16 protein-coding genes are annotated in these 20,780 nt (G+C 62.7%); 13 read left to right on the top strand and 3 right to left on the bottom strand.

Annotated elements, in window-relative coordinates:
• Positions 1 to 169 precede the first annotated feature (169 nt).
• From BG60_RS27075 to BG60_RS27020, 12 genes are all read left to right on the top strand, one after another.
• A complete protein-coding gene (locus tag BG60_RS27075; protein ID WP_008349664.1) occupies positions 170 to 451 on the top strand; it encodes a hypothetical protein in 282 nt (93 codons plus the stop codon).
• 254 nt (positions 452 to 705) lie between these two features.
• Positions 706 to 1,668 carry a sugar ABC transporter substrate-binding protein gene (locus BG60_RS27070; RefSeq protein ID WP_008349661.1) on the top strand — a complete coding sequence of 321 codons (963 nt, stop codon included), beginning with the start codon at positions 706 to 708 and terminating at the stop codon, positions 1,666 to 1,668.
• Between the two features lie 158 nt (positions 1,669 to 1,826).
• Complete coding sequence (locus BG60_RS27065; RefSeq protein ID WP_008349659.1) at positions 1,827 to 3,416, top strand: sugar ABC transporter ATP-binding protein; 1,590 nt, start codon at positions 1,827 to 1,829, stop codon at positions 3,414 to 3,416.
• Positions 3,417 to 4,406, top strand: a complete 990-nt coding sequence (locus BG60_RS27060; RefSeq protein ID WP_008349658.1) for an ABC transporter permease — start codon at positions 3,417 to 3,419, stop codon at positions 4,404 to 4,406.
• Between the two features lie 217 nt (positions 4,407 to 4,623).
• The gene (locus tag BG60_RS27055; protein ID WP_008349655.1) at positions 4,624 to 5,646 is read left to right on the top strand and encodes a LacI family DNA-binding transcriptional regulator; all 1,023 of its coding nucleotides are present in this window, start codon (positions 4,624 to 4,626) and stop codon (positions 5,644 to 5,646) included.
• A 36-nt stretch (positions 5,647 to 5,682) separates the two neighbouring features.
• Positions 5,683 to 6,615: a ribokinase gene (rbsK, locus tag BG60_RS27050; protein ID WP_034473383.1), complete on the top strand. Its 933-nt coding sequence runs from the start codon at positions 5,683 to 5,685 to the stop codon at positions 6,613 to 6,615.
• A gap of 182 nt (positions 6,616 to 6,797) precedes the next feature.
• A complete protein-coding gene (locus BG60_RS27045) occupies positions 6,798 to 8,513 on the top strand; it encodes a methyl-accepting chemotaxis protein (RefSeq protein WP_008349650.1) in 1,716 nt (571 codons plus the stop codon).
• A gap of 116 nt (positions 8,514 to 8,629) precedes the next feature.
• Complete coding sequence (locus BG60_RS27040; RefSeq protein ID WP_008349648.1) at positions 8,630 to 9,391, top strand: hydratase; 762 nt, start codon at positions 8,630 to 8,632, stop codon at positions 9,389 to 9,391.
• Positions 9,392 to 9,777: 386 nt separating this feature from the next.
• Complete coding sequence (locus BG60_RS27035; RefSeq protein ID WP_008349646.1) at positions 9,778 to 11,700, top strand: PrkA family serine protein kinase; 1,923 nt, start codon at positions 9,778 to 9,780, stop codon at positions 11,698 to 11,700.
• 204 nt (positions 11,701 to 11,904) lie between these two features.
• Positions 11,905 to 13,170: a YeaH/YhbH family protein gene (locus BG60_RS27030; RefSeq protein WP_008349643.1), complete on the top strand. Its 1,266-nt coding sequence runs from the start codon at positions 11,905 to 11,907 to the stop codon at positions 13,168 to 13,170.
• Entirely contained in the window at positions 13,167 to 14,831 is a 1,665-nt protein-coding gene (locus BG60_RS27025; RefSeq protein WP_008349642.1) for a SpoVR family protein, read from the top strand. The genes BG60_RS27030 and BG60_RS27025 overlap by 4 nt, the downstream gene beginning before the upstream one ends.
• Before the next feature lie 170 nt (positions 14,832 to 15,001).
• A complete protein-coding gene (locus BG60_RS27020) occupies positions 15,002 to 15,712 on the top strand; it encodes a LysM peptidoglycan-binding domain-containing protein (protein WP_034473394.1) in 711 nt (236 codons plus the stop codon).
• 514 nt (positions 15,713 to 16,226) lie between these two features.
• On the opposite strand, the gene BG60_RS27010 is transcribed toward BG60_RS27020, so the two are convergent.
• Together BG60_RS27010 and BG60_RS27005 are read right to left on the bottom strand one after the other, a co-directional pair.
• On the bottom strand, positions 16,227 to 17,456 hold the full coding sequence (locus BG60_RS27010) for a hypothetical protein (protein WP_152563234.1): 1,230 nt from the start codon (positions 17,454 to 17,456) through the stop codon (positions 16,227 to 16,229).
• A 120-nt stretch (positions 17,457 to 17,576) separates the two neighbouring features.
• Positions 17,577 to 18,638 (bottom strand): AI-2E family transporter, encoded by a 1,062-nt coding sequence (locus BG60_RS27005; RefSeq protein ID WP_008349635.1) that lies wholly within the window; start codon positions 18,636 to 18,638, stop codon positions 17,577 to 17,579.
• Positions 18,639 to 18,882: 244 nt separating this feature from the next.
• Here BG60_RS27005 and rarD point away from each other — a divergent pair, with 244 nt between their 5' ends.
• Positions 18,883 to 19,758: an EamA family transporter RarD gene (rarD, locus tag BG60_RS27000; RefSeq protein WP_008349632.1), complete on the top strand. Its 876-nt coding sequence runs from the start codon at positions 18,883 to 18,885 to the stop codon at positions 19,756 to 19,758.
• Positions 19,759 to 19,762: 4 nt separating this feature from the next.
• On the opposite strand, the gene BG60_RS26995 is transcribed toward rarD, so the two are convergent.
• The gene (locus tag BG60_RS26995) at positions 19,763 to 20,758 is read right to left on the bottom strand and encodes an aldo/keto reductase (protein WP_008349630.1); all 996 of its coding nucleotides are present in this window, start codon (positions 20,756 to 20,758) and stop codon (positions 19,763 to 19,765) included.
• Positions 20,759 to 20,780: the final 22 nt, after the last annotated feature.

Raw genomic sequence — 20,780 nt, 5'->3', positions numbered from 1 at the left:
TGTCGCCCGCGCATTATGGCAAACACAATATGAACGGTGTGCGGGATAGGGTGAAATCGGGAGTCGCGGGAACGAGGCTTGCAAACGCCTTTCGTCGCCGGCGATCCGCACGACCGATGCAGCCGACGTATGATCGTGCGATGCATGTCAATGCGAAAGGAGATCGTCCATGTCCACGCCGCTGTCGGATCATTACAAAGGCTTCGAGATCAAGGTTCAGGCATTGAGGCGCGCGAAGGATCGCGACGAGCCGGACGACAGCCCGCGACACTTCGACATAGTCGTGACGATCGCGAAGAGCGCGCACGGCGAAAGCGGCCGCTCGGTGATGTTCGGCGTGCCCGATCAGGAACCGTTCGACAGTCCGATCGACGCGACGCGCGCGGGCATCGACTACGCGCGCGACATCATCGACAACAAGGTCGAAGGGCAGTCGGTCGAAGATCTCTGAGTCTTGTCCGCAGGCAACTAAAAACGCCGTCGAGCAGCCGTTCGACGGCGTTGTCGTATGTGCTGCACTACACGTTAGCCCGATTGACCTCCGGCGCCTGTCCAACGAGAATCGACGGCGAGCAAACGTTCAAACGTGCGCGAAAGGGCGTCGAAGGCATTGGCGCGCGAGCGTCCGGCGCGTTTCGATTGGCGTTGCTCGCGTTCGCTGCATCTCGCAAGACCAACAAACCAGAATAAGCATTGGAGATCCGCATGAACCGAATCATCCGCCGACGCGTCCTCACGGCTGCCGTCGCGCTCGCCGCCTGCACCGCATTGCCGTTCGCGTCGTCATCGGCGTTCGCGCAGCCGGCGGGCAAGCCCAAGGTGGCGCTCGTCATGAAATCGCTCGCCAACGAGTTCTTCCTGACGATGGAAACCGGCGCGAAAGACTATCAGGCGCACAACGCCGGCCAGTTCGACCTGATCACCAACGGCATCAAGGACGAGACCGACACGGCGGCGCAAATCCGCATCGTCGAACAGATGATCGTCTCGAAGGTCGATGCGCTCGTGATCGCGCCGGCTGATTCGAAGGCGCTCGTGCCGGTCATCAAGAAGGCGGCGGACGCGGGGATCATCGTCGTGAACATCGACAACCGGCTCGATCCGGACGTGCTCAAGTCGAAGGATCTGAACGTGCCGTTCGTCGGACCGGACAACAAGAAGGGCGCGCGTAAGGTCGGCGACTATCTCGCGCCGAAACTGAAGAAGGGCGATGAAGTCGCGATCATCGAAGGCGTGACGACCACGACGAATTCGCAGGCGCGCAGCGCGGGCTTCAAGGAGGCGATGGACGCCGCCGGCATGAAGGTGGTCGCGCTGCAGTCGGGCGAATGGGAAATCGACAAGGGCAACGCGGTCGCGTCGCAGATCCTGAACGCCAATCCGAACGTGAAGGCGCTCCTGTGCGACAACGACAACATGGCGATCGGCGCCGTGTCGGCGATTCGCGCGGCGGGCAAGGCGGGCAAGGTGCAGGTCGTCGGCTTCGACAACATCGGCGCGATCAAGCCGATGCTCAAGGACGGCCGCGTGCTCGCCACGGCCGACCAGTACGCGGCGAAGCAGGCGGTGTTCGGCATCGACGTGGCGTTGAAGGCGATTGCCGGCCACAAGAAGCAGTCGGAGCTTTCGCAGGTCGTGGAAACGCCGGTCGATCTCGTGACGAAGTGAGCCGGCGCGAAGCCTCAAGTTCGCGGCGGGCGTGCCGATAACACACTGACGAGCGCGAAAGGCAGACGGCGCGGGCACGCTCCGCGGCCTTTCGCGCGGGCTTCGCCCAGCCGTGCTGGATCATTCCGAGGATGCACAACCGAGCCTTGAAGCGCCCCATGACCGGACCGAACGATGCGAACGTGCTGACGGTGACGGGCATCGGCAAGACCTATGTCGAGCCGGTGCTGACGGACGTATCGCTCGATCTCGTCGCGGGCGAGGTGCTCGCGCTGACCGGCGAGAACGGCGCGGGCAAGAGCACGCTGTCGAAGATCATCGGCGGGCTGACCGATCCGTCGACCGGCGCGATGACGCTCGCGGGCCAGCCCTACGCGCCGAAGAGCCGCTCGGAGGCCGAATCGCTCGGCGTGCGCATGGTGATGCAGGAGCTGAACCTGCTGCCGACGTTATCGGTGGCGGAGAATCTCTTTCTGAACCGCTTGCCGCGCAAGGGCTTCGGCTGGATCGACCGCAAGCGCCTCGCAGAAGACGCGCGTCACGCGATGGCGCAAGTCGGGCTCGACGCGATCGATCCGGATACGCTCGTCGGCGGTCTCGGCATCGGGCATCAGCAGATGGTGGAAATCGCGCGCAATCTGATCGGCGATTGCCGCGTGCTGATTCTCGACGAGCCGACCGCGATGCTCACCGCGCGCGAAGTCGATCTGCTGTTCGAGCAGGTCGAAAGGCTGAAGGCGCGCGGCGTCGCGCTCGTGTACATCTCGCATCGGCTGGAGGAATTGCGGCGCATCGCCGAGCGCGCGGCCGTGCTGCGCGACGGACGCCTCGTGCATATCGGTCCGATGGACGCGCTCACGAGCGACCGGCTCGTCACGCTGATGGTCGGACGCGAGATCGGCGAGCGCATCGATCTGGGCGAACGGCGGATCGGCGATGTCGCGCTGAAAGTGGAAGGCATGACGCGGCTGCCGGCCGTGCGCGACGTGTCGTTCGAGGTGCGCGCGGGCGAGATTTTCGGCGTGAGCGGGCTGATCGGCGCGGGCCGCACCGAGCTGATGCGGCTCATCTACGGCGCGGATCGCGCGGACGCGGGCACGGTGTCCGTCGCGCGCAAAGGGCAGGCGCTGCGGCGCGTGACGGTGCAATCGCCGTCGGATGCGGTCGAAGAAGGCATCGCGCTCATCACGGAGGATCGCAAGGGCGAGGGCCTGCTGCTCAGCCTGCCGATCGCCGCGAACGTTTCACTGGGCAACGTCGGCGCGGTGGCGCGGCACGGCGTGGTCGACGCGCGCCGGGAAGCGGCGCTCGCGCAACGGCAGATCGACGCGATGCGGATTCGCACGTCGGGGCCGGCGCAGGCCGTGTCGGAACTGTCGGGCGGCAACCAGCAGAAGGTCGTGATCGGCCGGTGGCTCGCGCGCGACTGCTCGGTGCTGCTGTTCGACGAGCCGACGCGCGGCATCGACGTCGGCGCGAAGTTCGACATCTACGGGCTGATGGGCGCGCTCGCTCGCGAAGGACGCGCGCTCGTCGTCGTGTCGAGCGACCTGCGCGAGCTGATGCTGATCTGCGACCGTATCGGCGTGATGTCGGCGGGGCGCATGACGGGCGTGTTCGAGCGCGCGAACTGGACGCAGGACGCGCTGCTCGCGGCGGCGTTCTCGGGTTACGCGAAGCGCGAGGCGATCCTGCACGAGCCCATCGCCCCGGACGCGAAAGCGCCCGAAGACAACGTGGAGCATTGAATGAGCGAAGCGAATCTGCCCGCCGATGCGCCGAAGAGCACGAAAGGCGTCGGCACGCGTCTGGGCATTTCGAATTACCTGGGTCTCGCGGGCGCGCTCGCCGCGATGATCGCGCTGTTTTCGGTGCTGAGCACGCACTTTCTGACGTACGACACGTTCAGCACGATCGCGAACCAGATTCCGGATCTCGTCGTGATGTCGGTCGGCATGACGTTCGTGCTCATCATCGCGAGCATCGATCTGTCGGTCGGCTCGGTGCTGGCGCTGGGCGCGTCGGTGGTGAGCGTGGCCGCGCTGAAGTGGCACTGGCCGGCGTTTCCGGCGGCGCTGATCGGGCTCGCGGCCGCCGCGCTGACGGGCGCCGTGACCGGCCTCGTGACGGTGGCGTGGCGGATTCCGTCGTTCATCGTCTCGCTCGGCGTGCTGGAAGGCGCGCGCGGGCTTGCGTATCAGATGACGAATTCGCGCACGGCGTACATCGGCGATGCGTTCGATTTTCTGTCGAATCCGATCGCGTTCGGCATCTCGCCCGCGTTCCTGATCGCGGTCGCGGTGATGATAATTGCCCATCTGGTCTTGACCCGGACGGTTTTCGGCCGATATCTCGTAGGGATCGGCACGAACGAGGAAGCCGTGCGTCTCGCGGGCGTGAATCCGCGGCCGTACAAGGTGATCGTTTTCGCGCTGATGGGCGCCTTGTCCGGACTCGCGGCGCTCTTTCAGATCTCGCGGCTCGAAGCCGCCGATCCGAACGCCGGCGCGGGGTTGGAACTGCAGGTGATCGCGGCGGTCGTGATCGGCGGAACGAGCCTGATGGGCGGGCGCGGCTCGGTCATCAGCACGTTTTTCGGCGTGTTGATCATCTCCGTGCTGGCGGCGGGACTGGCGCAGATCGGCGCGAACGAGCCGACCAAGCGCATCATTACCGGCGCGGTGATCGTGGTGGCGGTGGTGCTGGATACATACCGCAGCAGGAGAAAGCGGGTTTGATCGAAGGGCGGCGCAGGCGGGCGCTCCGAACGGGGTGGAGCAACGGCCGGCGACGAGAGAAGGCAGCGGGCGGCAGCGGCGAACGGGGATTCATCGCCGCCGCACACAATGAAGCAGGCAGGGCGCGGGGAAAGCAGAGCGGCGCATGAAAGTGGTCGCGCCGGACGCCTTACGACCAATAAGAGCAGTTGGACCAAAGCATAGCGAAGGACGATGTATGGCGACGATCAAAGACGTGGCAGCCATTGCCGGGGTGTCGTTTACGACGGTATCCCACGTAGTGAACAATTCGCGGCCGGTTTCGGCCGACGTGCGGGCGAAAGTCGAGCGGGCGATCCGTGAGCTCGACTACGTGCCGTCGGCGGTCGCGCGCTCGCTGAAGGCGCGCTCGACGGCGACCATCGGCCTGCTCGTGCCGAACGCGACGAATCCGTATTTCGCCGAGCTCGCGCGCGGCGTCGAGGACGGCTGCGCGAAGAACGGCTATTGCGTGTTCTTCTGCAACTCCGACGACGATCCCGCGAAGCAGCGCAACTATCTGCGCGTGCTGCAGGAAAAGCGCATCGACGGGCTCGTGATTGCATCGGCGGGCGAGGACTCGGTGCTCGCGCAATGCCTCGCGGGCGCGCGCGAGCCGCTCGTGATCGTCGACCGCAATATCGAGGGGCTGCAATCGGACCTCGTGCAGATCGACCACGAAAAGGGCGCGTATCTCGCGACGCGGCATCTGCTGCAGCTCGGGCATTCGAAGATCGGCTGCATCACAGGCCCCGTCGCGACCGCCGTTTCCGCGATGCGCCTGCACGGCTTCATCCGCGCGATGGCCGAGCGCGGCATGGAAATCGCGCCGAACGCGATCCAGCAGAGCGACTTTTCCGCGACGGGCGGTTACGCGGCGGCCTCGCTCCTGCTCGACAACATGAAGCCGACGGCGATCTTCGCGTGCAACGACATGATGGGCATCGGCGCGCTGCGTGCGGCGGCGGAGCGTCACATCAACGTGCCGACGGACTGCTCGATCATCGGTTTCGACGATGTCGAGCTGTCGCGCTACACCTATCCGGCCTTGTCGACGGTGGGGCAATCGGTGCGCGCGCTCGGCGAAATGGCCGCGCAGACGCTGATCGAGCGCATCACCGGCAAGCTGACGGGCACGACGCGCCGCCGCGTGGTGCCGCCGCGCCTCGTGCGCCGCGAATCGACCGCGGTAGTGCCCGAGTCGCGCGGCGCGAAGGCGTAACGACCGCGGTGCAGTAAAGGAACCAAAGGAAACGAGATGGGCGACAGTGCCAAGACCGGCCGCGTGACCGTGGTCGGCAGCCTCAACATGGATCTCGTCGCGCGCGCGCCGCGCCTGCCGCGACCGGGGGAAACGCTCGCCGGACACGCGTTCGCGCAGATGCCGGGCGGCAAGGGCAGCAATCAGGCGGTCGCCGCGGCGCGCCTGGGCGCGCATGTCGCGATGATCGGCTGCGTCGGCGACGATACGAACGGCGCCACGCTCAGAGGCAGCCTCGAAGCGGAAGGCATCGACTGCACGGCGCTCGCGACCAGCGCCAGCGCGCCGACGGGCGTCGCGCTCATCGTCGTCGACGATGCGAGCCAGAACGCGATCGTCATCGTCGCGGGCAGCAACGCCGAAGTCACGCCCGCGCGCATCGAAGCGCAGGAGGCGCTCATCGCGCGCGCCGACGTCATCGTGTGCCAGCTCGAAACGCCGCCGGACGCCGTGCGCGCCGCGCTCGCCGCCGGCCGTCGCCTGAAGCGCACGACGATCCTGAATCCCGCGCCCGCGGCGCGCAAATTGCCGCCGGACTGGTTCCCGCTGATCGACTATCTGATTCCGAACGAACTCGAAGCCGCGACGCTCTCCGGGGTCGCCATCGAAACGCCCGACGACGCGCGCCGCGCCGCGCAGGCGCTCAAGGCGAAAGGCGCGCGCAACGTCATCGTGACGCTCGGCGCGCAAGGCGTGCTGGCTTTGCTCGACGGCGCGGACGACGAAGGCGTTCATCTGCCGTCGCCGCGCGTCGAAGCGGTCGATACGACCGCCGCCGGCGACACGTTCATCGGCGGCTTCTCGGCGGAACTCGCACGCGGCGCGGCGGCAATAGACGCAATCGCGTTCGGCCAGCGCGCGGCGGCAATCGCGGTGACGCGCGAGGGCGCGCAACCATCGATTCCGCACCGCAGCGAAATTTCAGCATAACTTTTCAATATTCATTGAAAACACGGCGCGTCTGACGCGCCGTTTTCTTTTCATACGAAACAAATTCCTCAAGTGCCGACACATTCGCGCCGTTTACATCGATAGCGGTCGCGCGATGTCCAGCGCGCACGCTGCCACGCAACGACGACTCCGCTCGCGAGCGACATCAGGGAAAAAATTCAATGAAAACAGCTTTGACGATCAAGGCGCGCCTCGGCATCTCGATGGCGTTTCTGGGGGCGCTGCTCATCGCGATCGGCGCGTTGGGGCTCACCGGCATGAGCCATTCGAATCGCGCGTTTCAAGACACCTATTCGGTGCAGATGCCCGCGGCGATCGCCGTCGGCAACGCGGAAATGTATGCGGCGCGCGAGCGTCTCGTGTTCGATCGCGCGGCGCTGCTCGCCGGCACGCCGGAAGTGGCGGCCACGGTCGAGCGCGCGCGTATGATGCGCGAACGCGCGGACGGCTACTGGAAGCAATACCTGGCGCTGCCGCAAGCGCCGGAAGAAAAGCGCCTCGCCGACGCTGCTCAGGACCGGCGCCTCGCGCTGCAGGGCATCGTCGACAAGGGCGTCGCGGCGGTCTTGGCGAACGATCACGACGCCATCATCGCGAACGCCAAGGCGATGCAGGCGACGTACAACGAACTCGCCAACGCCAACGACGCGCTGCGCAAGCATCTGACCGAAGCATCCGCGAGAAGCTATGAGGAGACGCAGGACCGCTTCGGATGGTTCCGCGCGCTGAGCTTCGGCGCGATCGCGCTCGGCATCGCCGCGGCCGCGTTCGCGTGGCTGTCGCTCAGGCGCGCCATCGCGCGGCCGCTCGAAGCGGCGCTCGGTCATTTCGAATCGATCGCCGCGGGCGATCTGCGCCGCGAGGTCGCCATCACGTCGCGCGACGAAATGGGCCAGTTGCTCGAAGGTCTCGCCAAGATGCGCGCGAGCCTGCTGACGACGGTCCGCACGGTGCGCTCGGGCAGCGAATCGATCGCGTCGGCGACGCAGCAGATCGCCGCGGGCAATACCGATCTGTCGTCGCGCACGGAAGAACAGGCATCGGCGCTGCAGGAAACCGCGTCGAGCATGGAAGAGCTGACCGGCACCGTCCGCCAGAACGCCGACAACGCGCGGCAGGCGAGCGCACTCGCGGCGAACGCGTCGGAAATCGCCGGCAAGGGCAGCGCGGTCGTCACGCAGGTCGTCGACACGATGCGCGAGATCAACGGCAGTTCGTCGAAGATCGCGGACATCATCACGATCATCGAGGGCATTGCGTTCCAGACCAACATTCTGGCGCTCAACGCGGCCGTCGAAGCGGCGCGCGCGGGCGAAGAAGGGCGCGGCTTCGCGGTCGTCGCGGGCGAAGTGCGCAGTCTGGCGCAACGCTCGTCGGCGGCGGCGAAGGAAATCAAGGAACTCATCGACACGTCCGTCGCGCGCGTGCAGACGGGCACGACGCTCGTCGACGAAGCCGGCCGCACGATGAGCGAGATCATCGGCGCGGTGCAGCGCGTGACCGACATCATGGGCGAGATCGCGGCGGCGTCGGAGGAACAGTCGAGCGGCATCGAGCAGGTGTCGCGCGCCGTCACGCAGATGGACGAAGTCACGCAGCAGAACGCGGCGCTCGTCGAGGAAGCGGCGGCCGCCGCGCAGTCGCTCGAAGATCAGGCCGGGCGGCTGCGGCAGGCGGTGGCGGTGTTCCAGGTCGCGGACGGCGCGGCGCTTGCTGCTGTTCCGGCAGCATCCACGATGGCGGCGAAAATTGCACCGCGCGCAACGATGCCTGCGCGCGTTGCCTTGAAGTCGGCGAAGCGCGCACCCGCCGCGCCGTCGCCCGCGCCGAAAGCGTCCGCCACGACGGAGGCAAGCGGCGACTGGGAGACTTTCTGAGCGCGACAGACGGCGCTTAAGGCCCGAATGCGCGCGAGTGCACACGCGCGCGACCAACGTCGATCCGGTAACCCGTACACTGGTGGGTGCCTCACCGCTCACACGAGGATATCGACATGACCGGATCGACACTCGCCGCGAAGCTCGCGGACGCCCGCCGCCGGCATCAGCTGATCGACACGCTGGCGCCGGCCGACATACCTGCGGATGCGCCCACCGCCTACGCGATCCAGCACGAGATGCTGAGGGAGGCGGATGCGCGCATCGGCGCCTGGAAGATCGGCGCGCGCGCACCCGACGCGCTCGCCACGGGCGCGCCCATCGACGCCGCGCTCGTCCACGTTTCGCCCGCGCGCCTACCTTTTCAATCGTTTTTCCGCGTGCTCGTGGAACTCGAAGTCGCGTTCCGCTTTTCCTATGCGCTGCCCGCGCGACCCGACCCTTACACACGCGAGGAAGTATTCGACGCGATCGGCGGCATCGCGGTCGCGCTCGAAGTCGTCGACAGCCGTTTCGCTCAATGGCCCAATCTCGATCCGCTGGCCCAGCTCGCGGATTCGCAGAACAACGGCGCGCTCGTCGTATCGGGCATGGAACCTTACGACGTCGTCGCGCCGGGCTTCGACTTTCTGACGCCGCGACTGGAATTCACCCTCGACGGCGTGTCGATCGCACCGGCCGCGCTCGGCAATCCCGCGGGCGATCCGCGCGAATTGCTGCCGTGGCTCGTCAACCATTGTTCTCGCATGGGTTTGACGGTCGAGCCGTTCTGGACCATTACAACAGGTTCCTATACGGGCGCGTATCGCGTCGATGGACCGGGCATGCTGCATGGTGCGATCGATCGCATCGGCGAACTGGAATTGGTGCTCGCTTGATGTTCGGATGCGCCGCACCGGGAACGATTATTGATGATGTCGCACGCGCATCGTCTTTATCGGATGCGTGCATCTCTTGAGCGCTTGTCCACGTAACCAAGGATGTGAGGCGCACGTCGCATTGGCGGACGGAAGCAGTAGATAAGTAGCGAAGAGCGCGGGGAAGCGAACAGGCAGGGACCATGTCGCGCAAGAGGATAGCGACATTGGGATGAACATTGTAGGTGAACGAAAATAGCGCACCAAGCTAGGAATTCTTCGAAGCAAATGAACAACGCAAGTGCGTGAAAAAAAATTCGAAAGGGTTTAGGATGATTTCAAGCGATGTCGTTTCGATTACGCGCGTTGCGCACGGCATAGCTTTCTGACTTCGGCGAGGAGGTAGCATGGATATCTACAGCAGTTTCGCGACGCGCTTCGAAAAAACTCGCGAGGAGGAATTCTCGCTCGAAGAGTATCTCGCGCTCTGCAAAGAAGATCCTGCCACATATGCAACAGCGGGCGAACGCATGTTGACGGCCATCGGGGAACCGGAGATGGTCGACACTCGGCTCGACCCGCGTTTATCGCGTGTGTTTGCAAACAAGGTCATCAAGGTGTATCCGGCATTCCGCGAGTTCTACGGAATGGAGGAAGTGATCGAGAACGTCGTGTCCTACTTCCGGCACGCGGCGCAGGGTCTCGAAGAGAAGAAGCAGATCCTTTATCTGCTGGGTCCGGTGGGCGGCGGCAAGTCGTCGATCGCCGAACGACTCAAGCAGCTCATGGAGCGTGTGCCGTTCTATTCGCTGAAGGGCTCGCCCGTCAACGAATCGCCACTCGGCCTTTTCGATTACGACGAAGACGGTCCGGTGCTCGAAGAGCAATACGGCATTCCGCGCCGCTATCTCAAGAGCATTCTCTCGCCGTGGGCGGTGAAGCGCCTGCACGAGTACAACGGCGACATCCGCAAGTTCCGCGTCGTGCGCCGCTATCCGTCGATTCTTCGTCAGATCGGCATTGCGAAGACCGAGCCTGGTGATGAGAACAATCAGGACATCTCGTCGCTCGTCGGCAAGGTGGACATCCGCAAGCTCGAAACGTATTCGCAGGACGACGCCGATGCCTACAGCTATTCCGGCGGCCTGTGCCTCGCCAATCAGGGCTTGCTGGAATTCGTCGAGATGTTCAAGGCGCCAATCAAGGTGCTGCACCCGCTGCTGACCGCGACCCAGGAAGGCAACTTCAAGGGCACGGAAGGCTTCGGCGCGATTCCGTTCGACGGCGTCATCCTCGCGCACTCGAACGAGTCGGAGTGGAAGGCGTTCCGCAACAACAAGAACAACGAAGCACTGCTCGATCGTATCTTCGTCGTGAAGGTGCCGTACTGCCTGCGCTACGGCGAAGAGATCAAGATCTACGAGAAGCTGCTGCGCAATTCGTCCCTCGCCGAGGCGGTCTGCGCACCGGGCACGCTCAAGATGATGGCGCAGATGGCTGTGCTCACGCGTCTGCACGAACCGGAGAACTCGAGCCTCTTCTCGAAGATGCAGGTCTACGACGGTGAGAACCTGAAGGACACGGACCCGAAAGCGAAGTCGTATCAGGAGTATCGCGATTACGCGGGTGTCGATGAAGGCATGACGGGCGTGTCCACGCGTTTCGCGTTCAAGATCCTGTCGCGTGTCTTCAACTTCGATTCGAGCGAGGTCGCGGCGAATCCGGTGCATCTCATGTACGTGCTCGAACAGCAGATCGAGCGCGAGCAGTTCCCGCCGGAAACGGAGCAGAAGTATCTGTCGTTCATCAAGGACGTGCTCGCTTCGCGCTATGCCGAGTTCATCGGCAAGGAGATTCAGACCGCTTATCTGGAGTCGTATTCGGAGTATGGACAAAACATCTTCGACCGCTATGTGACGTATGCGGACTTCTGGATTCAGGATCAGGAGTTCCGCGATCACGACACCGGCGAGAGCTTCGACCGCGCGGCATTGAACGCCGAGTTGGAGAAGATCGAGAAGCCCGCGGGCATCAGCAACCCGAAGGACTTCCGCAACGAGATCGTGAACTTCGTGTTGCGCGCTCGTGCGGCCAATGGCGGCAAGAACCCCGCGTGGATCAGCTATGAGAAGCTGCGTGTGGTGATCGAGAAGAAGATGTTCTCCAACACGGAAGAACTTCTGCCGGTGATTTCGTTCAACGCGAAAGGATCGGCCGAAGAGCAACGCAAGCACGAAGACTTCGTCAATCGCATGGTCGCCAAGGGTTATACGCCGAAGCAGGTCCGGCTCCTGTGCGACTGGTATCTGCGCGTGCGCAAGTCGTCGTGATGTAAGCAAGGCAAGACGGGAGCCGGCGCTCGAAGCGCCTGGCTCCGGTCCCGCGCAAAGCGATAGTCAGGAAGTCCCGGCGGTCCGGGCGCGTGGATTGCAACCGGACCGCACAGTGGACAGTTTGCGAGACGAAAGACGCTGCGATCAGTCGAAGCTTCGCGCAGCGCCTCACAACCTCGCCAATAACGCGGGAGACTGGATGTGCTGCACCAAATCATCGACCGCAGGTTAGCCGGCAAGAACAAGAGCATCGCCAATCGCGAGCGCTTCCTGCGACGCGTCAAGAGTTACATTCGCCGCGCCGTTTCCGACGCGGTGCGCGATCGCAGCATCAAAGACATTCAAAGCACTCAGAGCATCACCATTCCCAAGAAGGACATCTCCGAGCCCTCGTTCCGTCACGGACCGGGCGGCAAGCGCGAGTACGTTCATCCGGGCAATGCGGATTACATTCGCGGTGACAAGATTCCGCGCCCGCCGGGCGGCGCGGGCGGCGGCGGCAAGAGCGCGAGCAACGAAGGCGAAGGGCAGGACGACTTCGTTTTCGAGCTCTCGCGCGAAGAGTTCATGCAGTACTTCTTCGACGATCTCGAACTGCCGCGCCTCGTCAAGACGCAACTGCTCGCCGTGCCGACGTGGAAGAACGTGCGCGCGGGCTGGGCGGCGGAAGGCACGCCCAACAATATCGACGTGGTGAGATCGCTGCGCTCCGCGCTTGGACGGCGCATCGCGCTCGGCTGGCCGCTTGCATCGCAACTGCGTGAGATGGAGCGCCAGCTCGAACAACTGAAGGAAGAGAACGGCGATCCCGAAGACATCGCCCGGCTCGAAGCGGATATTGTCATCATGCAGGGCCGGATCACGCGCATTCCGTTCATCGATCCGTTCGACCTGCGCTATATCAATCGCGTGAAGCAGCCGACGCCGTCGAGCAAGGCCGTGATGTTCTGCCTGATGGACGTCTCCGGTTCGATGGACGAGCAACGCAAGGATTTGTCCAAGCGCTTCTTCATCCTTTTGTATCTGTTCCTGCAGCGGAACTACGAGAAGATCGAAGTCGTGTTCATCCGGCACCATACGCGCGCGGAAGAAGTGGACGAAGACACGTTCTTCCATTCGACGGAAAGCGGCGGCACGGTTGTGTCGAGCGCGCTCGAACTCATGAAGAAGATCATGGACGAGCGTTATTCGCCGACTGAATGGAACATTTACGGCGCGCAGGCATCGGACGGCGACAACTGGACGGACGACTCGCCCAAGTGCCGCAAGCTGCTCGCGGAAGACATCCTGCCGAAGGTCCGGTATTTTGCCTATATTCAAGTTGCGCCGGAGGAGCAGAATCTCTGGTTGGAGTATGCTCAGCTTGCGATGGGCGCGCCTGAACTCGCCATGAAGAAAGTCGATTCGGCGGCGGACATCTATCCGGTGTTCCGCGAGCTGTTCGAAAAGCAGCAGGCGGCCGCATGACGACGCGGCATTTGCACAACGAGACGCGTGGGTATCAGCTGGAAGGCACGGACGATCGTGTGGATTCCCAGCTCGAATCAGAGGCCAGGCAACGCAAGGCGTCCGCGAAAGCAGACGGCGCGCACGAGGAAGGCAGAATGAATGTATCGGAGAAGCGGCGACCGCTGCCGTGCCCGTCGGACTGGAGCGTCGAACTGATCGAGGAGTACGACGCCGAGATATCGCGCGTCGCGAACCGTTATGGTCTCGACACCTATCCGATCCAACTGGAAATCATCAGCTCCGAGCAGATGATGGATGCGTATGCGTCCGTCGGCATGCCGGTGAATTATCGCCACTGGTCGTTCGGCAAGCACTTTCTTGCGACCGAGAAAGGCTATCGGCGCGGGCAGATGGGGCTCGCGTATGAGATCGTTATCAACTCGAATCCCTGCATCGCGTATCTCATGGAAGAGAACACCATGACGATGCAGGCACTCGTGATTGCGCACGCCGCGTACGGGCACAACTCCTTTTTCAAGGGCAATTATCTTTTCCGCCTGTGGACGGACGCGCACGCGATCATCGATTACCTCGTCTATGCGAAGAATTACATCGCGGAGTGCGAGGAGCGTTACGGGCTGGATCGCGTCGAGGAACTGCTCGATTCGTGCCACGCGCTGATGAATTACGGCGTCGATCGCTATAAGCGGCCGCAGAAACTGTCGCTGGCGAAGGAAGCGGCGATGCGCCGCGAGCGCGAAGCGTATCTGCAATCGCAGGTCAACGAACTGTGGCGCACGCTGCCCAAGGGCAAGGAGCCGTCGCCCGAGGAAACCGAGAGCCGGTATCCGCCGGAGCCGCAGGAGAATCTGCTGTATTTCGCGGAGAAGAATGCGCCGTTGCTTGAGCCGTGGGAGCGGGAAGTGATCCGCATCGTGCGCAAGATCGGGCAATATTTTTATCCGCAGCGGCAGACGCAAGTCATGAACGAAGGCTGGGCCACGTTCTGGCATTACACATTGCTGAACACGCTCTATAACGAAGGCCGTCTCGAAGACAGCTTCATGATGGAGTTTCTGCATTCGCATTCGAATGTGGTGTATCAGCCGCCGGTGACGAAGCCGTATTACAGCGGCATCAATCCGTACGCGCTCGGCTTTTCGATGATGAGCGACATTCGCCGCATCTGCGAAAACCCGACGGACGAGGATCGCGAATGGTTCCCGGAACTCGCGGGAAGCGACTGGCTGGAATCGCTGCATTATGCGATGCGCAACTTCAAGGACGAGAGCTTTATCGCGCAGTATCTGTCGCCGCATCTGATCCGGGAAATGCGTCTGTTCTCGATTCTCGATGACGATATGCGCGATGCGCTGGAAGTGTCGGCCATTCATGACGACAGCGGATATCGTTACGTGCGTCAGGCGCTGTCGCGGCAATACGATATTCATCATCGGGAGCCGAACATTCAGGTTTATTCGGTGAACACGCGTGGGGATCGCAGCCTGACGCTGCGGCATTTCATGACGGATAACCGCCATCTCGCGAACGATAGCGACGAAGTGCTCAAGCACATGGCGCGCTTGTGGCAATTCGACGTTTATCTGGAAAGCGTCGATGAAAACGGAACGGTGAGGAAGCGGTTCGAATGCCGGTATACGGCGCCGAGTACGCGCTGACACTACCTCCGACAGTTATCTGAACAACGCGCGCCGTCTTGAAAGGACGGCGCGTTTTTTTTTGCTCAGACGCGTCGCTTCGCATGGATCGCAGTCAGCCACGAATTAAGAGGATTCGTCTAAACAATCTGCGCTACATGACTGAGAATTGTCCGCAGGAGGATCGAACCATGGCGGACAATTCAGCACCCAGTTTTGATAAATGGCGCGACGGAATAAGTGCAGCGGTTGGGGATGATAGATGGAACAGTTGGGACAATGAAGTTCAGCTGGCGGTCAGCGAATTCAATCATCACCTGATCGGAAACGCGGGATATCGACCGCTCGATTGGCGGATCATCAAGGCAATGACATGGGTCGAATCCGGCGCCAACAGTTCCGAATGGAAAAAGAAGCCGATGCAAATAGGTGTAGCAGGAGATCCGGGGCTGTCAGCGCTGCTCTCTGCCAAGGAAGGTGGAGACTTGATTCTGCCGCCAGCATGGAAGTCCCGCCTCACGGTCGCGTCGGTCAGAGCAGACCCCCTTCATAACATTCGGGCGGGAGTGGGTTATCTGCTCATGCGTTCGGCAAGATTCGAGTACCGAAGTGTGCTGGACGGCGATTCCAGAACGTTCGATGTAACCGTCAAGGGTGGCGATAGCCTCGAAAAGATCGCAAAGGCGCAGGGGAGTACGGTCGATGTGCTCAAAAGCCTGAATCCGGCAGCGAATATCCTGCGCTCGGGTCAAATCTTAAAGTGCCGAAAGGCATCGATCGGACAAGTCATCACTGGCTGGCGACCGATAAACTCAGCCATGATTGCGAATCGCTATAACGGCGGTGGGGACAGCGAGTACGCAAAAAAATTCGACTACGTCTGGACCATTATTGCGCGATGAAGAATGAGAAGGCCATGAGTACGTTAAGGCGCGTCGGCGTGAGTCTAATAGCCTGCTTTCCATTTTTCGGTCATGCAAATTCAGTGTTGAGCGAAAAGGAACTACGCGCACAATGCAGTTCACTCCACTTTTCGCAGGTGCACGTGCGCGCGTGCCTGGAGGAAAAAGCAAATCAGAGCGAACGCGATTTGAAACAGGCCGAACAGAATGCTATCAGCGCGCTCGCGCAGTGGGATGAAGACGACAGATTCAGCCGCGCGGCCCGAGCGAGTCTCTCAACGTCGAATAAGTCGTTCACTTAGTATCGTGAGGCTCAATGCAAATTCTCAGCGTCACTCAATGGTGGGGCCGCAGGGAATTCTCACGAGATCAGGCGACTCGCGTGCATCGCAGAACTCAACAGCAGACGCGCAGAACAACTGCGCAGCGCAGCGTCGGAACTACCTTCGAAGTAACCGGGGTACGTGGCATGGCAGCGCGCCAATGCTGCGAGACCACCACTACGCGCCGCAATTCAGATCGCCCTCAACTTGATAACCAGCGTGCGTTTCCCTCGTTCGATAGTCACCTCGCCGGTCGCGGCCGCGTTCAACAGTTCGAGCAGACGGACGAACTTAAGCGTCGCAACCGACGTCCGCTCAACCATGACGACCCGATCGCCAATCTCGATGCCGCTTGCGGCCAATCTGCCGTCCGGTGCGAGTGCGGCGACCCTGTAGCGATCGCCAGCGCGCTGCAGGCCAGCGCCGATGATCGAGGGCGTGCTGTCTTTGGGCGTATCGGGAAGATCGAAGCAGAACCGGTAGTGACGGAAATCCATTTCGAAGCGGTCCATCTTTTCCAGCAAGCCCTGGCCGATACGAGGCGTTGGTGAGCCTGCCAGCACCGTGAGTTTCGGTAGCGCCTTCTGACCGATGGCGAATCCGGCGATCAAACCCTGCTGATTCGGCGTGAATCGATCGGTCGCATCGTAGGAAAAGGTCGTATTGATGCGCTCGAACCATTGCGCTTCCGCGATCGCATCGAACGTTTCCTGTGGCAGCGCGACATCCCCGTTGTCGCCCGTATCGAGCAGGAACGGCAAAGGTTCGTCCCTGAGACGCAGTTCGATGAGCGGCGTTCGCTGCGCGGCATCCAGCGTCATGAACGCGCACTGCTGCCATGCGTGCGCAGGTGCTTCGCCGGCATACGCGGAGAGGCGCCCGGCAACATAATCGGCTCGCCATGTCAGATTGCGCATCGACTCCATCCCGATGATGCCGTCGAAAGGCCTCTCATAGACGGAAGAAAGGCGCGCCATATCACCGATGAGCACCGGTCCGCCCGCCGGGATCGACCAGCCGTCGAGACGGATCGCCGGACTCGTGCCAAGCTCCATGCGCATCGTGTCGCTCGCCGTTCCGCTCGTGACGGCGCGGTCGCCAACGGGCTCCGATAGCAGGCCGTTCCTGAGGAAAACCGCTTCGGCGGCCGGCGTCATCGGGACGGCGGCCAGCCGACCGCGCCTATCGAGTACGTTCAGGGTCGCACCTGTATCCAGAAGGACCCGCACTGATTTGCCGTCCGCGCTGCGCGCCTCGAGGAGCCAGTGGCCGTCACGCTTGAGGGGAACCGAAAGCACCGGAACGTCGTCGGCCGCGGCGGGCATGTCGTCGTGCCTGCCGTTGCAACCGGCGAGCACCGCGCAAAGTAAAAAGCCAGTTGCCGTTGCTCGGAGTTTTGCGAGTCTGGGATCGGTTGTCATGCGGTACTGCCGGATGGTGGTTCGAAACCACCACATACAGACAGCCTGCACGCCAAGACACATCTTCTTGATGATTCGTTACAGACGAGCAGGCCACGACACCAGGCAGACCAACGCGCGTCACTCGCCCCGGCCGCTCACCCCATCCTGCGAAAACAAATCCCAGCTCGCCATGAACAGCGCCGCGACGAGCGGCCCGATCACGAACCCGTTGATGCCGAAAAGCGCCATCCCGCCGAGCGTCGAAATAAGCACGACCCAGTCCGGCATTTTCGTATCCTTGCCGACGAGAATCGGTCGCAGTACGTTATCGACGAGCCCGATCACCACGACGCAGAACGCGACCAGAATCAGCCCCTTGACGATTTGCCCCGTCATGAAAAAGTAGAGCGCGGCGGGCGCCCACACGATTGCCGCGCCGACCGCGGGCAGCAGCGACAAAAACGCCATCAGCACGCCCCACAAAAGCGAACCGCCGATGCCGAGAATCCAGAAAATCAGCCCGCCGAGAAGACCCTGCACGGCCGCAACCGCGATGTTCCCCTTGACCGTCGCGCGCACCACGGTCGTGAACTTCGCGATCAGATGCTGCTTCGGCTCGGGATCGAGCGGAATCGCGCGCCGGATGCGCCGTCCGATTTCGCCGCCATCGCGCAGTAGAAAAAACACCAGATAAAGCATCACGCCGAAGCTCACCACGAACTGGAACGTGTTCTGCCCGATCGACAGCGCCTGCGTCGCGGCGAACTGGCTGATCTGCGACGCGCCTTCCATCAGCTTGCGCTGCACGCCGGGAATGTCGTCGAGTCCATAACGGCCGAGCAGTTGCTGCACCGACGCCGGCAACGCGTGCAGCACATGCTGGAAGTAAAGCCCGAAATTCAGCTCGCCGCTCTTGATCCGCGCGTAGACGAGGGCGATTTCCTGCACGAGCGTCACCGCGACGATCGCGAGCGGAATGATGACGATGAGAATCGCGGCGGCCAGCGTCGTCAGCGCGGCGAGGTTTCGACGCTTGCCGAAGCGCGCGGCGAGGTAACGCTGCATCGGCTGAAACAGGATCGCGAGAATCGCACCCCAGAAGATGGCGCCAAAAAACGGCAGCAGCACCCAGGCGAGCGCGAGCGTCACGACGCACAGCAGGATATGGAAGAACTTCTGATTGACGTTGTGGTTATTCATTAGCGGCCAGGAAACAAACAAAAGGGCGAAGAGCGGGGCGTTCGCGCTAGGGTTCGAGCAAGAATTCGTCCAAGGGTTCGCCGCGAACCGGCCGATTGTTCGGTCACTGCTGGAGCCGAACCGCTCGCGTCGACTAAAATCCGGCTTCCAATCCTTGCGGATCGCTTTCCGGGAACACGGCGAGCAGGCGCGCGAACGAGCCGATCGTTCGTACGCGGCGTTTATCCGCTCAACGCATCGAACAATGAATCCAGGCGTCGTCTACGCATTCGCGGCCTTTGCCATCTGGGGCCTTTTTCCGATTTACTTCAAGGCCTTGCATTCGATCGGCGCGGTCGAGATGCTCGCGCATCGCATGGCGTGGTCGATGGCATTCCTGCTGATCGTCATGACCGTGCGGCGTCAATGGAAGTGGCTCGGCCCCGTCCTGCGCGACAAGCGTCTGCTTGCGCGTTTCGCCGCGAGCGCCGTGCTGCTGTCGGCGAACTGGGGCATCTATATCTGGGCGGTGAACGACGGGCGCATCGTCGAGGCGAGTCTCGGCTACTTCATCAACCCGCTCGTCAACGTGCTGTTCGGGATGGCGTTCCTGCACGAGCGGCTGCGGCCGGTGCAGTGGCTCGCGGTGACGATCGCCGCGGCAGGCGTCGCGTGGCTGACGTGGGTGAACGGCGCGCCGCCGTGGATCAGTCTCGCGCTCGCGCTGACCTTCGGCGGCTACGGGCTGTTGCGCAAGACCGCATCGCTCGGCGCGCTCGAAGGACTCACGCTCGAAACGATGCTGTTGTGTCCCGTTGCGCTGCTGTATCTCTTTTTTCTGAATTCGCACGGCGGCAGCGGCTTCGAACATGCCTCGCTCAGCGTGAAACTGCTGCTTGCGGCGGCGGGGCCCGTGACCGCGGTGCCGCTGCTGCTGTTCGCGGCAGGCGCGCGGCGCATTCCGCTATCGATGCTCGGGCTCATCCAGTACATCACGCCGTCGCTGCAATTGCTGATCGGCGTCGTGATCTATCACGAGTTCTTCGGGCACGATCAGGTGATCGGCTATGGCGCCATCTGGACCGCGCTCGCGATCTACTCGCTCGAAGGCGTGGTTCGCGCCCGCGCGGCCCGCGTCTGAACGATCAGCGCAACGCGTCGCCGAAGCGGTATTCGACTGTCGCTTCATCGAGCTTCGCCTTGATGTCGGGATCGATCGGCTGATCGACGGCCGCGAGCGTCTCGTTCAGCTGATCGGGCCGGCTCGCGCCGATGATCGCCGACGTCACCGCCGGATTCGCCAGCACCCACGCGAGCGCCGTGCTCGCGAGCGAGCGTCCGGTCGGCGCAACGATTCCGTTGATCGCTTCGATGGTGTGAAATTCGCGCTCGTGCCAGTAGCGCTGCGTATACATCGCGCCTGCCTTGCCGACCGCGCCGGTGAAGCGTCCGTCGCTCGGGGCGGCGTCGTAGCGGTGCTTGCCCGTCAGCAGTCCGCCGGCGAGCGGGTTGTAGGGAATGACGGCGAGTCCTTCCTCGGTCGCGAGCGGCAGCAATTCGCGCTCGATCTGGCGAAAGAGCAGGTTGTAGCGCGGCTGCACGGAGACGAAACGCGCGGCGCGCAGCACATCCGAGCGGCCGAGCGCGCGCGCCAGCCGGTACGCCAGAAAATTCGACACGCCGATATAGCGCGCCTTGCCTTGCCGCACGATGGTATCGAGCGCTTCGAGCATCTCGTCGAGCGGCGTGTCGTGATCGTCGTTGTGAAGCTGATAGAGATCGACGTAATCGGTATCGAGCCGTTTGAGCGATGCATCGATCGCGTCGAGCAGATGCTTGCGCGATGCGCCCTTGTGCCACGCGAGCGGCCCCATTTCATGCACGGCCTTGGTCGCGAGAATGTAATGGTCGCGACGGCCTTTCAGCCAGCGGCCGACGATTTCCTCGGTGCGGCCCGCGAGATCGTGCCCGCTGCCGAGCGGATAGACGTTCGCCGTGTCGATGAAATTGACGCCCGCGTCCGCCGCCCGGTCCATGATGCTGCGCGACACGTCTTCCTCGGTCTGCAGGCCGAAGGTCATCGTGCCGAGGGTGAGACGCGAAACGGTGAGACCGGTATTGCCGAATTTGCGGTATTGCACGGTTGCGCTCCAAAGATCGGTT

Origin of the sequence: Caballeronia zhejiangensis (assembly GCF_000698575.1) — a bacterium.
Classification (GTDB): Bacteria; Pseudomonadota; Gammaproteobacteria; order Burkholderiales; family Burkholderiaceae; genus Caballeronia; species Caballeronia zhejiangensis.
Note: the sequence above shows the minus strand (reverse complement) of the source record. Positions and strands in the feature narration are given on the sequence as shown.

Bases quoted from the DNA above. Each gene is read 5' to 3' on its own strand.
- BG60_RS27035 (WP_008349646.1), top strand. From the start codon at position 9,778: ATGGATATCTACAGCAGTTTCGCGACGCGCTTCGAAAAAACTCGCGAG.
- BG60_RS27020 (WP_034473394.1), top strand. From the start codon at position 15,002: ATGGCGGACAATTCAGCACCCAGTTTTGATAAATGGCGCGACGGAATA.
- BG60_RS27070 (WP_008349661.1), top strand. From the start codon at position 706: ATGAACCGAATCATCCGCCGACGCGTCCTCACGGCTGCCGTCGCGCTC.
- BG60_RS27010 (WP_152563234.1), bottom strand. From the start codon at position 17,456: ATGACAACCGATCCCAGACTCGCAAAACTCCGAGCAACGGCAACTGGC.
- BG60_RS27045 (WP_008349650.1), top strand. From the start codon at position 6,798: ATGAAAACAGCTTTGACGATCAAGGCGCGCCTCGGCATCTCGATGGCG.
- BG60_RS27075 (WP_008349664.1), top strand. From the start codon at position 170: ATGTCCACGCCGCTGTCGGATCATTACAAAGGCTTCGAGATCAAGGTT.
- BG60_RS27005 (WP_008349635.1), bottom strand. From the start codon at position 18,638: ATGAATAACCACAACGTCAATCAGAAGTTCTTCCATATCCTGCTGTGC.
- BG60_RS27025 (WP_008349642.1), top strand. From the start codon at position 13,167: ATGACGACGCGGCATTTGCACAACGAGACGCGTGGGTATCAGCTGGAA.
- BG60_RS27055 (WP_008349655.1), top strand. From the start codon at position 4,624: ATGGCGACGATCAAAGACGTGGCAGCCATTGCCGGGGTGTCGTTTACG.
- BG60_RS27065 (WP_008349659.1), top strand. From the start codon at position 1,827: ATGACCGGACCGAACGATGCGAACGTGCTGACGGTGACGGGCATCGGC.
- rbsK (WP_034473383.1), top strand. From the start codon at position 5,683: ATGGGCGACAGTGCCAAGACCGGCCGCGTGACCGTGGTCGGCAGCCTC.
- BG60_RS27060 (WP_008349658.1), top strand. From the start codon at position 3,417: ATGAGCGAAGCGAATCTGCCCGCCGATGCGCCGAAGAGCACGAAAGGC.
- BG60_RS27040 (WP_008349648.1), top strand. From the start codon at position 8,630: ATGACCGGATCGACACTCGCCGCGAAGCTCGCGGACGCCCGCCGCCGG.
- rarD (WP_008349632.1), top strand. From the start codon at position 18,883: ATGAATCCAGGCGTCGTCTACGCATTCGCGGCCTTTGCCATCTGGGGC.